Below are 13612 nucleotides of genomic sequence, written 5' to 3'. Positions count from 1 at the left end.
CTCCGAGTTCGCGGATGGACGCCGGCAACGCCTCCGCGATCGCCTTAGCGACGAGCAGCGCGTCGGCGTCGAGGTGTTCCCAGCTCGGGGGGACTGGCTTGGTCATGCGAGGGACCTTTCGGAGGAGGTGGCGCGGACGGTGTTGACACGTTGTGATCCATACCGCACCATCATAGTCATTCGTTCGAGTCATATGACTAAGAACTGCTCCCGGCAGTTCGAGACGGCGCGGCTCCGACGTGTCGCGTGAGCTCGCGCAAGTCGAAAGGACCGATGGATGACCGAAACCATGACGGCCCCCACGTCGACCAGATCCCGCCCGAGATCTTCGACGACGAGTTCGTCGACTACTGGATCACGCGGGAGTGGGTGCAGTTCCACACCGCTGGCGGCGACCCGTTCGCCGAGCTCTCGGAATGGGAGTCGGCTCGTTACTTCGAACTGCCGTGAGCGCGCGTGACGGGGCCGCCATGAGGCGGCCGTTGATCGGCGTCACCGGGCGGCGGTACCGGCTGGACCTGATCAAGGGAGCTGACGAGCGGTACGGCGACCGTTGTGTCGACAGCTGCATGTCCGACTTCGCGACCCGGATCGCGGAGGCCGGAGGGCTCCCGGTGCACCTGTCCTACGACACCGACGCGACGGACGTGTGCCAGTGGCTGTCCGGGGTCGTGATCACCGGCGGACAGGACGTCCATCCGGCGTGCTGGGGTGGCGACACGTCAGTGGTCCGCGACATCGATCCCCGGACGGACCCGATGGTGCACGACGGGGCCCGGGACGAGTACGAGATCGCGCTCGTCCGGGCCGCGTTGGAACGGGAGATTCCCGTGCTGGGTGTGTGCCGGGGCCTGCAGGTGCTCAACGTCGCGCTCGGCGGCACGCTCGTCGCCGATCTTCCGCCTGGCTCCGTGAGCCATCTGTCGGCGGAGGCCGCGCCGACCGACGGCCCCGACGATCACCTGGTGACCTTCGAGCCCGGCTCGATCGCCGCCGGCCTGTTCGGCGAACACGCCACGACCAACTCCTGGCACCACCAGGCCGTCGACCGCTGCGGCACCGGCTTGGTCGTCACCGGGCGGACCAGTGACGGCGTGATCGAGTCGGTCGAGCTCCCAGGAGCGCCGGTGCTCGGAGTCCAGTGGCACCCGGAGTGGATGAACAGCGCGGACCCGACGTTCACGTGGATCGTCCAGGCCGCGGCGGCCCACTGCGGTGACGAGATGCAGAGGAGCTTGCAATGACCGCGAACGTGGCGGCCGAGCAAGCCGGTCGAACCCGACCGGGACCAGTCGTGCAGCCCGAGCAGATGGGTGATGACCCCACTATCCCGACCCTGACCGAGCTGCTGTCGCAGCGCGCGCAGGACTCACCGGAACGGGAGTTCCTGCGATTCGGCGAATGGTCCTGGAATTTCGCCGAGATCGACGCCTGGAGCTCCCGGCTGGCGCACCGGATGATCGAAGTCGACGGCATCCAGCCGGGCGACCGGGTGGCGATCATGCTCCCGAACGTCGTGCACTGGCCCCTCGTCTGGCTCGCCGCGCTGAAGGCGGGGGCGGTCGCCGTACCGATCAACTCCTCCTACCGGCGGGCCGACCTCGACTTCGTCCTCCGGGACTCGGGGGCACGCGTCGTGTTCACCGACGCCGAGCGGTCCGGGCTGGTCGCCGATGTCACGGCCGCCGAGGCGGGGCTCGCCGACGTCCGCGTCGTCGACGTCGCCGACGACGGATCCGAGCACTACCCGGACACCGCGCCCGCGGTGCCGGTCGACGCGGCAACGCTGGCGAACCTGCAGTACACCTCCGGCACGACCGGGTTCCCGAAAGCGTGCATGCTCCCGCACGACTACTGGGTCCGGCTGGGCTGGATCTGCGCAGCGGCGACCGGGCTCGGGCCAGGGGACGTGCTCCTGACGGCTCAGCCGTTCTCCTACATGGATCCACAGTGGAACACCGCGCTCGCCCTCACGGTCGGCGCTCCCCTGGTCGTGCTGCCCCGGTTCTCCGCGTCGACCTTCATGGCGGACGTTCGCCGGCACCGCGCGACGTTCTGCTACGTCCTCGGGTCGATGCCGACCCTGTTGTTCAAGCAGCCGCCTGCCCCGGAGGACCGCGACAACGACCTCCGACTCGTGTTCTGCTCGGGCATCCCGGTCGGCCTGCACGCGCAGCTGGAGGAGCGTTGGGGCGCACCGTGGCGCGAGGTCTACGGGATGACCGAATCCGGGATCGACCTGTTCAGCCCGTTCGACGACACCGGCGCCGTGGGAAGCGGGAGCCTGGGACACGCGGTGCCCACGAAGCGGGTCCGCGTCGTCGATCCCGACGGCACCGACGTGCCCGATGGCGGGCCGGGGGAGCTGATCATCACGGGCACACCGATGATGAACGGTTACTGGAACCGCCCGGACGACACCGCGCGGACCCTGCGGGAGGGGTGGCTGCACACCGGCGATCTCGCGGTCCGCCGCCCCGACGGCGGCATCCAGCTGGTCGGGCGGATCAAGGACATGGTGCGACGCGGCGGCGAGAACGTCGCGAGCGTCGAGGTCGAGGCCGCCCTGGAACGAGACGACCGGGTGGTCGCGGCGGTCGTCGTCGCCGAACCCGACGAGATCCTCGGTGAGGAGATCAAAGCCTTCGTCCAGCTGGTGGCCGGCGTACCGGCCGATCGGGCGACCGCTGAGGGGATCGTCGAGCGGGCAGGCAAGGAGCTCGCTCGCTTCAAGGTGCCGCGCTACATCGAGTTCGTCGCCGACTTCCCCAGGACGCCGTCCGAACGCGTCTCCAAGCCCGCGCTCAAGGCCCGCGCCAAAGACGATCCCGGCGTGACCTACGACCTCGGTGCACGAAGGAACAGCACCGCGTCGCACACGGCGTCCGGTGCAGGATCCCTTGACGTCGACGTCATCCGGGGCGTCGCGGTGCTGACATTCCAGCGTCCCGACAAGCTCAACGCGCTGGACGTCGCCACCCGGCTGCGGCTGGCCGCGGCCATCCGCGGGTTCGGCACCGGCGAGCGCGTGCGCGGGATCGTGCTCACCGGCGCGGGCCGGGCCTTCTCCGCGGGTGAGGACCTCCAGAACGCGCCCTCGACGGACGCCGAGGTCCGGGCGGCGGTCGAGAGCTTCCACGACATCACCCGGGCCATCCTGGAGACCCGGGTTCCCGTGGTCGCGGCCGTCAACGGACTCGCGGTCGGCGGAGCCTCGGAGATCACCCTGTGCTGCGACACCCGCATCGGAACCCCGGCCACGGAGTACTACCAGCCGGAGAACATCCGGGGCCTCACGATCTCGAACGCGTCCAGCGTGCTGCTCAGACGCCTCGTCGGGAATCACGCGATGCGCATGATCCTCGGATCCCCGCGCATCCGAGCCGACGAGGCCCTGCGGATCGGGCTCCTCGACGAGATCGTCGAGCCCGGCGAGCTCGTCGGCCGCGCCATCGACACCGCCATCGAGTGGACACCCGAGGGAAGCACGACAGCCCTTCACCTCGCGCTCCTGCGCCCGCAGGCAGCGGAGATCGAAGCGGCCTTCGCCCGTGAGGACCGCGCGGCGAGCACGGCGTGGGAGAGCGGAGCCCTCAGTGCGGGGATCGAGCGCTACTGGTCCGCCAGAGGCAACAGAGCCTGACCGTCGCCCCGGGCTCGCCACCACCTTCACCGACCGATCTCAGAGGAATCGACATGATCGACACCACGGCCGCGGTGCTCACCGCGGTCAACGAGCAGCTCGAACTGACCACCATCCGGGTGGACGACCCGGAACCGCACGAGGTGCGGGTCGCGGTCACGAACGTGGGGCTGTGCCACAGCGACCTGCACTACATGACCGGAACGGTGCCGACCGACCTGCCGGTCGTGGTCGGGCACGAGGTGGCCGGCGTGGTCGAGTCCGTCGGCTCCGAGGTGACCGGATTGCGCCGCGGCGACCGCGTGGTCGGCGCGCTGACCCCCTCCTGCGGCCGCTGTATCAACTGCGAGGCAGGACGGTCGACCCAGTGCCGGCGCCTGGCGGAGATCCGCCGCCGCCCGCGGCCGGCGTTCCAGACCACGAGCGGTCGGTCGATCGAGCGACTCGGTGCCATCGGGGCGTTCTCCCGGCACATCCTCATGCGCGAGGACGCGCTGGTGAAGCTCCCCGACGACGTGCCGCTGCACGTCGGGTGCCTCCTGGCCTGCTGTGTCATCACCGGCGTCGGCGCGGTCTTCCGCGGCGCTCAGGTACGACCGGGCAGCACGGTCGCGGTCATCGGCTGCGGCGGCGTGGGGTCGGCGATCATCCAGGGTGCCAGGCTCGCCGGTGCCTCGGTCATCGTCGCGATCGACCTGGACGACGCACGACTCAAGGCTGCACGCGGCTACGGGGCCACCCACGTCATCAACGGCGGGGACTGCGACCCGGTCGCGGAACTCCACCGCCGGCTCGGTGACGGGGTGGACTACTCGTTCGAAGCGGTCGGCTCGGCCCGCACCGCGGCGACGGCCCTGGCCCTCGTGCGCCCGACGGGTACCGCGTGCCTGGTCGGGATCGCGCCCGGGGGCACCGAGCTCAGCGTCCCGGCATCGAACTTCTTCTTCGAGGAGAAGCGACTCATCGGCTCCTACATGGGCTCGGGCCAGGCACGGCAGGACATCGGTCAGCTCGCGCGCCTGTACCAGCAGGGACGTCTGCTGCTCGACGAGATGGTCACGCGCGTCATTCCGTTCGCCGAGATCAACGAGGGCTTCGAGGCGATGAAGTCCGGAGATGTGACCCGCATCGTCGTCGATCTCCAGTCCTGACCACCGAGTGAACGCCGAGGTGAGCTCCATGGCGAGCAACCAGCCCACGATTCCCCAGCCGGTGAACTACATCGCCGACGATTGGGGCGAGTGCGCGACGGTGGAGGACGCGTGGAACGTCGACCCCAACACGCGCGAGCCCGTCCACCGCCAGGTCACGACAGCACCCGGGGATCTCGAACGCGCGCTGCGGCACGCGGAGCGCGTGTACGACATCGGCCACTGGGACGAGGGCGCTCGGCGTGAGCGCGCCGACATGTTCGAGCGCGTAGCCGAGATCATCGAGGCCCGTGCCGAGGACATCGCACGCACGGATTCGCTGACCAGCGGCACGCCCATCAGCGTCACGCGCACGGTCGCGGCCTTCCTGCCCGCGAGGATCCGGGCGGCGGCGTCGGACCTGGTGAACATCCCGCGTGTCACCGCGCTGGCGGCCGGCGGCCGCGATGTCCGCCTGTACAAGGTGCCGTGGGGGCCGGCCGCGATCCTCACGCCGTGGAACGGCCCGAGCTTCATTCCCGCGGCCAAGATGGCCAGCGCGATCGCGGCTGGCTGCCCCGTCATCCTCAAGCCGTCGGAGCACGCGCCCAGCAGCGCGCAGATCATCGTCGAGTGCTTCCTGGAGGCGGGGCTGCCCAGCGGCGCACTGCAGCTGGTGCACGGCGGCGGCGACGTCGGCGCCGGGCTGACTGCCGACTCGCGCATCAAGATCGTCTCGTTCACCGGCGGCCCGGGTGCGGGCCGAGCCATCGCGCGGGCCGGTGCGGAGGACTTCAAGGTCTTGCAGCTGGAGCTCGGCGGGAACAATCCCGTGCTCGTGCTCGACGATGCCGACCTCGACGTCGCCGCCGACGGCATCCTCGACGGCATGACCAAGCTCAACGGTCAGTGGTGTGAGGGGCCGGGCAAGATCCTCGTTCACCGCAGCCTCGCCGGTCCTCTCCTTGAGGCGTTGACCGAGCGAGTCTCCAAACTCGTCGTCGGTCACTCCCTCGATGAGGACGTCGAGATCGGCCCGATCTCCAACGCGCCGCACTTCCAGACCCTCCAGCGCAGGATCGAAGAGCTGCGCGACCTCGGCGCGACCATCCGCGAGCCCGCCCAGCTGCCCGAGCTCGACGGCTTCTTCTTGTCGCCGACTATCGCCGCCGGCGCCGACCCTGCTCAGGCCACCGCCGAGTTGTTCGGTCCGGTCGTCTCGCTGCACGCAGTGGACTCCGACGAACAGGCCTTGCGCGTCGCCAACGCCAATCCCTCGGGCCTCGACGCCTACGTGTTCGGTGCCGACACCGACCGCGCGATCGACATCGGCTCCCGCATCGTGTCCGGCGAGGTGCGCATCAATGGCGCCAAGCTCGCCGACCTCGGTGACGACTCGGCGCAGAGCTTCTGGGGTCCGGCCGGCATCGGTGGCCATGGACCGGCCGAATCGGTGCGCGTCTTCTGCGGCGACCGGGTCGTCGGTGTCGATTCGCCCGAGCTGCCGTTGTGACAACACCACGCGCGGTCGGCGAGGGCAGCGGCGTCCAGTGGCTCGATCACGGTGCCACTGGCGCGGATCCGAGCCGAACCGCGAGCCAACTGTCGAGTACTGAGGTGGTGATTTCCATCTGCTCCGTTGCGGCGGACCGATCCCCGTAAGTGAACCAGTTCAGGGCGAAACCGTCGGCCAAGGTGGCGAGGACATAGGCGAGCTGATCGATGGTTTCTGGTTCGATCGGATGGTCCGAGCTGGCGCCGCGGAGGGTGGCGCGCACGGTTTCCATGGCCTGCTCGTACACCGTGATACCGCGGTTTCCGCGCTGGCGTCGTGCCCAGCTGATGAGTTCCAGTGTTGCAGCGGCGAAGTTGGGTGATTCGAGGTAGAACTCCATGACTCCGCGCAGGATCCGGCGAGCTGTGTCCGCCAAGTTGCCGTGCGGATCGCTGTCTTTGATGACATCGCGGAACCTGCTGGCTACGTACTCGTAGACATCGGCGAAGAGGTCCTCCTTGGAGTCGTAGCAGTAGTGCAGCATCGCCAGGTTCGCCTGAGCCTGCTCAGCGATCCGTCTGGTTGTTGCGCCTTCGATTCCGTAGATCGCGATGACGTCGACAGCGGCTTTGATGAATTCGCTACGTCGTTGCGCAACGGGGATCCGTGGCACGAAGTCCTCCCAGTGCAAGGCGTCCACGTCGTTGGACACTTGATTAAGTCAAGACTCAGCCTAGCAGCTGGGGCCGGGGTGGACGGATGCGGCGACCAGCCTGGAGAGCTTCTTAGTCAAACGACTTGATCCAGTGGCTAACTAGCCGCTAGCATATGAGGCAGATCACAACATCGACTCGGCGTCGTTCCAGCGCGACTCGGCCTGCCGGACTCGGCCGCGAGGCGACTTCTCGCCCTGTGCAGTGCGCTGCGACACCCGTCGCGGCGGGTGACATCGACTCGCCGCCTTCAGCGCAGAGACGAAGGCATGACCCGAAGGAATCAATGAACATGAAGGACCTGCTCTTCATGCTGGCCGATCTCTGGATGATCTTCGCCGGCTTCTACTTCGGATGGAAGTTCATCCGACACTACAACAACTACCTGCTCGGCCTGGAATGGATGATCGTCGCCACGTCCGGCTCGAACTTCCTCCTCTGGGCGCTCCTCGGCGGAGACGAAGGAAGCTTCCTGTACAGCATCGCGTACTTCTTCGACGCCTTCTCGCGATCGGTCGGCATCACACTCATCCTCGTCATGGGCCTGATGCGCGTGACGCACCGGTACAAGCCGACCGTGACGGTCGATGTGGGCGCGTTCGCGCTGGCTATCGTCGCCGGGCTGTACCTCCAGCAGTTCCGCGCCCCCACGTTTTACGTCGGTCCGGCCACGTTCTACGTCGTGGTCAACGTGCTCACCACGCTCTTCCTCGTCTACTTCTCGTGGCGGCTCTGGCGCATCGGCGCGAAGGGCATGGCCACCCTCGCGGCGCTGGTCACCGCCGCGGGATCCGTCATCGCGATCACGTACGACTTCTTCCCGATTCCGGGCGACGATGCGCACCGAACGCTCTTCTACGCCGCCGCGCTGGCCACCTGGGGATGCCAGCTGTTCGGGTACTTCTCCGCATACCGCGCTTTGCACCACCACAACGTGGCGACGGGTGCGGAACCGGCTTCGAACAAGCAGGGAGTTGTTCGAGGCTGAGCGCCGCATCCGGGAGTAGCAAAGCATTTTCGAGAGGCCGTCCAATGAAGACAGACAACGTGGAGTACGCCGCCTTCAGCGGTTGGGTCGACCCTCCCGGCGATGTCCAGCCCGCCTTGGCCGGCGACCGCACCTGCGCGGTCGCGGTCATCGGCGGCGGAATCAACGGCATGTCGACGGCGCTGCGGTTGGCCGAGCGCGGCCACGATGTCGTGCTCTTGGAAGCCGAGTTCTGCGGTCACGGCTCCAGCTCCCGCAACGCCGGGCAGCTGGCCGGCGCCCCGGGTGGCGACATGCAGCTGCTGAACCTGTTCTTCCGCAAGAAGATGCCGGCCATGTCGCGGTTCACCGACAACGCCGCGCATCACGTGGAAGACCTGATCAAGAGGCTCGACATCGACTGCGACTACGAACCGGTCGGCAACTGCTTCGCCGCGGTCTCCCGCGGACAGATGGGGCGCGTGCGCCGAGTGGCCAAGATCCTGCGGAGGTCCGGTACCGACGTCGAGCTGGGCACGAGCGACGAACTCGGCATCCCACGCGGATTCCTCGGCGGAATGCGCGAGGTGGTCGGCGGGATCATGAACCCCGGCAAGTTCACGCTGGGCCTGCGTCGGGCCCTGCTGTCATCGGATGCTCAAGTCTTCGAGCGGACGAAGGTCATCGACGTCACCCGGGACGGAGGTCAGGTCGTCATCTCGACTCCTCGTGGTGAAGTCCGTGCGGACAAGGCGGTGCTCGCGACCAACGCCTTCGCTGGCGAGTGGGACATCACACCCCGCCATCTCGCCGTCCCCATCTACGTCGCCGAGGTGGAGACCGAGCCGATCGATCCCGGACGTCTGGCGGCGCTGGGGTGGACCACCCGGTCTGGGCTGGTGACTCAGCACAACATCATGGAGAACTACCGGCTGACCCCGCGCAACACCATCGTCTTCGGCGTCCGGCGGCTCGAACGCGGCACGACCTATCCACTGCCGCCGTCGAAGACGCCGGACCCGGCGCTCGTCGAGGAACTCGCGGAAGCCTTCGCGATGCGGTTCCCGACCCTGGCCGATGTGTCCCTGGAGCGCGCGTGGGGAGGGTGGATCGCGATCACCTCGACGTTCCTGCCGCTCGCCGGTCAACTCGGCGATGACATCTTCTACTCGATCGCGTGCAACGGCCACGGCCTGGCTCAGGCACCGTACGTCGGATCGCTGATGGCCGATCTGATCGTCGACGGCCGGCGACACGAAGATTTTGACGTCCTGTGGCAGAAGAAGCCCAAGTTCCCTCGCCCGATGATGCTGGGCCCGCGAGGACTACGCACCATCTGGGCCGTCGACCGGTTCAACGACTTGGTGAACGGGAGTCGGCGACATGCTCGAAGGCATTCGGTGCCAGTGGCTTGAAGATCCACCAGAGAGTTGTCCCGTCCCCGAGCCCGTCGGAGTCACTCCGGCTCGTCGGGTTCCGCGGCCGTCCTCGGGCGATCCCCGGCCGGGAAGGGAGTTTGGGCACACGCGAGGAGGAGACAGCTCGTGAGCGAGATCGGGAATCGACGTCAAGATGTGGTGTCGCGGCGCGGAGCGCGTCGCCATCGCAGCGCACGGCGAAATGATCATTGGAAGTGAGCATGACCAAATTGACCAAATCGGTTGATCCGCCAAGACGCGTTGCCCCTTCGCGTGGTGCGCTCATGGCTGTCGCGGCCCTCCTCGCCACCGTGACCAACGCGGTCACCTTCATGTTCCCGCCCCTGGTGCCGTTGATGCAGGCGCAGTTCGGGCTCGACGTGTCGGCGTCGGCTTGGATCTTCACCGCCATGACACTGGGAGGTGGCGCGGGCTTCGTTCTGCTTCCGCGTCTCGCCGACGTGCTCAGCGACCGCACCACCGCACTGTTGTCCGGTGCTGTCCTCACGGTCGGCGCGCTCGCGCCTGCCATTGGCAATTCGTACCTGACGCTGCTCATCGGGTCCGCGCTCCTCGGGTTCGGCAGCTCCGCGCAGCTACTGCCGCTCGGCTTCCTGCGTCGGCACCTGCCCGGTGATGCAGTCTCCACGGCGGTCAGCGTGCTGATCATGGCTACCGGTTCCGGGACTGTCGCCGGGATGGTCGGCGGCGGACTGACGGTCAAGTTCTTGTCGCTGCAGAGCTTCTTCTTCATCCTGGCCGCCGCCATGGTGGCGACCACGGTGGCCCTGGTCGTCGTCCTGCCCCCGTCCAAGCCGGAGTCGTCCGGAAAGATCGGCGTTCCCGGAACGGTGTGGATGCTCGCGTGGCTCACCCTCATCCTGCTCGCATTGACCCAGGGCCTGCTGTGGGGCACTGCGGCGCTCGTGCTGCTGCTCGCGGGTATCGCCGGCGGTGTGGCGTGGGTTTTGGTTGAGCGTCGGTCCTCGGCGGCGGTGTTCGACGTCAAGGTGCTGAAAAAGCCATTCGTCAAACCGGCATGCTTCGCCGCTGGAATGTTCGGCGCCGTGGACGCCGGATTCCTTCTGCTGGTGGCCTACTACACCCAGACGCGCACTTCGGCTGGATACGGCTTGGGCGTTGACGCTCTGGGCACCGGCCTGCTCATGCTGCCGTTCGCCCTGATGATGTTCATCGGTGGTAAGGCCGCCGAAAAGGCCGTCGCAAAGGGCCGCAAGGGCTCCGTTCTCGTTGTCGGCGCCACGATCTGCGCGGTCGGGCTCGCCTGGCTCGCGGTCGCCCACCAGGATCAGTGGCAGTACCTCGTCGGTGCCGCTCTCGTTGGTGCGGGTAGCCGCGTGGGCTACAGCGGTAGCTTCGCCGTGCCGCAGATGGTCGTCCCCGAGCACAAGGCCGGGATGGCCGCGGGCATGGTGGGCACCCTCATGGCCATCGGCATCGCGTTCGGAGCGGCATTGGTCACCGCCCTGCTCACCGTTGCCACCGTGCCCGGTACCAGCGTGCCGGAGGCGTACCTCTACGCAGTCGGCTACGTGATCACCCTCGGGTTCTCGCTGCTGGTCTTGCTCGTCACGCTCGTCTCGCGCCTTCGTCAGCGCAGCAATCGCGGGGCAACCCGGGTGAAAACGCACACCAGGATAACTCCGGTAAAAGCGTAGAGACCCGGGTTGCTCGACCCAGGCAGCGGGGCAGGCATCTGCCGCCTGGGCAGCCCCGAATGCGGTTCAACGTCAGCGTCGGCGTTCGTCGCCCACCGCCCAGCCTGCCGGTGCGGTGATTGAACCGGCAGGCTTCGTCGAGAGTGCCGAGAACGATGACGCGAGCTGCGCACTGCTCACTGCGTCCAGTGGGTCCAGGACGAGGGTGCGCGTCGTCCATGGCGGCCCTTTCGGAAGTGATTGACAGCTCGTGACCCGTGCCTCACCATCATAATCAACCGTTTTAGTCGCTTGATTAAGATTCGGTTGTCGTCCGCCCGAGATCTGAAGCGATCGTTCGGGACGCACGTGATCTCACGAACTCGAAAGGACCAGAAGATGGCCGAAACCACGACGGCCCCGGTGACGGCGGGCGCACGAGAGCCCGCAGAGGTCGATATCCGGATCGAGGACGATGCTTCTCCGATCGTTCGCTTGATCGGCCGCACCCTGCGGGATTCGGCTCGCGCCGGCTACGCGTTCGCGCCGCTGCAGGAACGGGGCGTCACGGCGGGGATCCGCTCGCACGACACGCCGCAGGCGGCAACGATCTCCTTCGCTCCGGATGGCATCCAGGTGTCCAGCGGGGTTTTGGTCGAGCCCGACGTCACGCTGACCGTCGACTTGAACGCGCGGTTCGCGCCGGCCGGGGATCCCACTGGCGATGCCGACCTTGCTGCCGGGGTTCTAGCCGCCCTGTCTCCGCCGCTGCCGGACTGGCGCGAGGCCGCGCAGCGGTTCTGGGAGGTATCTCGTTCCATGCCGGGAATTCCGGACGTACTGGTTGCGGTGACCGAAGGGCCTGAGGGGCTGGAGCAGGTCGTTGTCGGGGCGGGCACCACGCGGTACCTGATCGCCGGGGCTCCCGACACGCTGGCAGGTGTGTTCTCCGGTGCGGACGATCTCATCGCGGTTTTGTCCTCGGGTGCGTTGGGGATCCAGGGCACTCTTTCCCAGCTGTCCGTCATGGTTGGCGCTTCCTGGAAGGTCCGTTTCGATGACTGAACTCACCACGTCCGCACCTGGCTCCCATGCCCGTGAATCCGGTGCCCGGACCGTCCGGCTGGAGGCGACGAATCCCGAGGGCTGCTTCCTGGGCAAGACCGTCGAGGGGAAGAAGTTCGCCTCGGGCGTGGACTCGGGTTTCGCCTTCGCTGATCTCCTGTTCGGACTCGATCTCGGCAACGCCCCGGCGTTCGGCTTCGCTTATCCCGACTGGCGTGGACATCTCGACGACGTCTACTTCCGCCCCGACATGTCGACGTTGGTCGAGTGGGAGCAGGGCCTTGATGCCGTGATCGGCGATTACTGGCTCAAGGACGGTACGCCGGTTCCCCTGTGCCCGCGCAACCTTGTGCGGAAGATGGTCGACCGTCTCTCCGCTGTCGGTTTCACTGCCACTGTCGCCGTGGAGATCGAGGCGACTGCGTTCGAAGAGTCGATCCATGAGGCTCGAACCCGCGGTTACCGCGATCTGACGCCGCTCGGGGGCGGTGCCGGCACTGCCTACCACTTGGCGAAGTCGAAGGACTGGGTCGAGTACATGAGTGCCGTGGCCGCCCGTTTCGACGAGGTCGGTATTGCTTGGGAGGCCTGGAGCGACGAGGACGCGGCAGGGCAGGTCGAGCTCAACCTCGCGCCCGGCGACCCGATCACGGTCGCTGACGCGTGGGCGCGCACCCGGCAGATCATGCGGGAGGTCGCGTTCGAACGGGGACACACTGTCACGTTCATGGCCAAGCCGACCGCGGGCTACGGTCAGGCGTCGCACATCAACCTCTCGCTCCAGCGTGACGGGGCCAACGTGTTCTACGTCGAGGATGGGCCCTCGGAGACGATGCTCCGCGCCATTGGTGGTCTGCTCGCGACGATGGAAGGCAACACCTCGATCGTGCTGCCGCAGATCACGTCGTATCGCCGCTTGGTCGATCTCAGTGGTCCGCCTGTCACGGTCACCTGGGGCATCCGCAATAAGACGACCGCGGTGCGGGCTGTGTGCGGGCACCCGAAGCAGTCCCGCCTGGAGTACCGGCTGCCGGGTGCGGACGCGAACCTGTATCTCGCGCTGGCGGGGGTGCTTGCCGGTGTCATCGCGGGTGTTGAGCGCAAGATCGAGCCCCCGGAACCGGTGGGCGCGATGGCGTGGTGTCTGCCGCCGGGCCTGGGCATCGAGCGGATCCCCGACACCATGACCAAGGCGGCCGACGCACTCGAAGCGGACCCGATCCTGCGGGAGCTGCTGGGCGACGAGTTCGTCGATTACTGGGTTGGGTCTCGCCGGTGGGAGTGGATGCAGTTCCACACAGCTGGCGGCGATCCGTTCGCCGAGCTCTCGGAGTGGGAGTCCGCCCGGTACTTCGAACTGCCGTGAGTGCGATCGGCGATGCCTCGACCGCCGCGCGGCCGCTGATCGGCATCACCGGCCGGCGGTTCCGCCCGGAGCTGCTCTTCGGGGAAGCCGCCAAACAACTGTGATGGCCACGCTCGCGAGTGCCCCGGCGGTCAGGCCGCCGGGGCAGGGCCTGTCA

The 13612-nt window shown here is 67.5% G+C and carries 11 protein-coding genes; 10 read left to right on the top strand and 1 reads right to left on the bottom strand.

Going from position 1 to position 13612, the window contains the following annotated elements; translation table 11 throughout:
- Positions 1 to 273 precede the first annotated feature (273 nt).
- The 5 genes from NV263_RS17180 to NV263_RS17160 are packed head-to-tail and all read left to right on the top strand — an operon-like array spanning position 274 to position 6286.
- Positions 274 to 450 carry a hypothetical protein gene (locus NV263_RS17180; protein ID WP_263247322.1) on the top strand — a complete coding sequence of 59 codons (177 nt, stop codon included), beginning with the start codon at positions 274 to 276 and terminating at the stop codon, positions 448 to 450.
- A gap of 20 nt (positions 451 to 470) precedes the next feature.
- Positions 471 to 1244 carry a gamma-glutamyl-gamma-aminobutyrate hydrolase family protein gene (locus tag NV263_RS17175; protein ID WP_263247321.1) on the top strand — a complete coding sequence of 258 codons (774 nt, stop codon included), beginning with the start codon at positions 471 to 473 and terminating at the stop codon, positions 1242 to 1244.
- Entirely contained in the window at positions 1241 to 3643 is a 2403-nt protein-coding gene (locus NV263_RS17170) for an AMP-binding protein (RefSeq protein WP_263247320.1), read from the top strand. The genes NV263_RS17175 and NV263_RS17170 overlap by 4 nt, the downstream gene beginning before the upstream one ends.
- Positions 3644 to 3696: 53 nt before the next feature.
- Complete coding sequence (locus NV263_RS17165; RefSeq protein WP_263247319.1) at positions 3697 to 4794, top strand: Zn-dependent alcohol dehydrogenase; 1098 nt, start codon at positions 3697 to 3699, stop codon at positions 4792 to 4794.
- A gap of 28 nt (positions 4795 to 4822) precedes the next feature.
- Entirely contained in the window at positions 4823 to 6286 is a 1464-nt protein-coding gene (locus NV263_RS17160) for an aldehyde dehydrogenase family protein (protein ID WP_263247318.1), read from the top strand.
- Between the two features lie 46 nt (positions 6287 to 6332).
- Here the strand turns inward: NV263_RS17160 and NV263_RS17155 are convergent, their stop codons facing one another.
- A complete protein-coding gene (locus tag NV263_RS17155) occupies positions 6333 to 6980 on the bottom strand; it encodes a TetR/AcrR family transcriptional regulator (protein ID WP_263247317.1) in 648 nt (215 codons plus the stop codon).
- A 293-nt stretch (positions 6981 to 7273) separates the two neighbouring features.
- On the opposite strand from NV263_RS17155, the gene NV263_RS17150 reads away from it, so the two are divergent.
- The 5 genes from NV263_RS17150 to NV263_RS17130 all read left to right on the top strand — a co-directional run bounded on the left by NV263_RS17150 (position 7274) and on the right by NV263_RS17130 (position 13455).
- Positions 7274 to 7969, top strand: a complete 696-nt coding sequence (locus NV263_RS17150) for a transporter (protein ID WP_263247316.1) — start codon at positions 7274 to 7276, stop codon at positions 7967 to 7969.
- A 59-nt stretch (positions 7970 to 8028) separates the two neighbouring features.
- Positions 8029 to 9363 carry an NAD(P)/FAD-dependent oxidoreductase gene (locus NV263_RS17145; protein ID WP_263247315.1) on the top strand — a complete coding sequence of 445 codons (1335 nt, stop codon included), beginning with the start codon at positions 8029 to 8031 and terminating at the stop codon, positions 9361 to 9363.
- A gap of 224 nt (positions 9364 to 9587) precedes the next feature.
- Positions 9588 to 11045 (top strand): MFS transporter, encoded by a 1458-nt coding sequence (locus NV263_RS17140; RefSeq protein WP_263247314.1) that lies wholly within the window; start codon positions 9588 to 9590, stop codon positions 11043 to 11045.
- Between the two features lie 378 nt (positions 11046 to 11423).
- Positions 11424 to 12089, top strand: a complete 666-nt coding sequence (locus tag NV263_RS17135; RefSeq protein WP_263247313.1) for a hypothetical protein — start codon at positions 11424 to 11426, stop codon at positions 12087 to 12089.
- Entirely contained in the window at positions 12082 to 13455 is a 1374-nt protein-coding gene (locus NV263_RS17130; RefSeq protein ID WP_263247312.1) for a glutamine synthetase family protein, read from the top strand. The genes NV263_RS17135 and NV263_RS17130 overlap by 8 nt, the downstream gene beginning before the upstream one ends.
- Positions 13456 to 13612 lie beyond the last annotated feature (157 nt).

The organism is Saccharopolyspora rosea (assembly GCF_025643595.1).
GTDB classification, from domain to species: domain Bacteria; phylum Actinomycetota; class Actinomycetes; order Mycobacteriales; family Pseudonocardiaceae; genus Saccharopolyspora; species Saccharopolyspora rosea.
This window is presented reverse-complemented; position numbering and strand designations above follow the sequence as displayed.

Bases quoted from the DNA above. Each gene is read 5' to 3' on its own strand.
- NV263_RS17165 (WP_263247319.1), top strand. From the start codon at position 3,697: ATGATCGACACCACGGCCGCGGTGCTCACCGCGGTCAACGAGCAGCTC.
- NV263_RS17160 (WP_263247318.1), top strand. From the start codon at position 4,823: ATGGCGAGCAACCAGCCCACGATTCCCCAGCCGGTGAACTACATCGCC.
- NV263_RS17150 (WP_263247316.1), top strand. From the start codon at position 7,274: ATGAAGGACCTGCTCTTCATGCTGGCCGATCTCTGGATGATCTTCGCC.
- NV263_RS17140 (WP_263247314.1), top strand. From the start codon at position 9,588: ATGACCAAATTGACCAAATCGGTTGATCCGCCAAGACGCGTTGCCCCT.
- NV263_RS17180 (WP_263247322.1), top strand. From the start codon at position 274: ATGGATGACCGAAACCATGACGGCCCCCACGTCGACCAGATCCCGCCC.
- NV263_RS17135 (WP_263247313.1), top strand. From the start codon at position 11,424: ATGGCCGAAACCACGACGGCCCCGGTGACGGCGGGCGCACGAGAGCCC.
- NV263_RS17170 (WP_263247320.1), top strand. From the start codon at position 1,241: ATGACCGCGAACGTGGCGGCCGAGCAAGCCGGTCGAACCCGACCGGGA.
- NV263_RS17175 (WP_263247321.1), top strand. From the start codon at position 471: ATGAGGCGGCCGTTGATCGGCGTCACCGGGCGGCGGTACCGGCTGGAC.
- NV263_RS17130 (WP_263247312.1), top strand. From the start codon at position 12,082: ATGACTGAACTCACCACGTCCGCACCTGGCTCCCATGCCCGTGAATCC.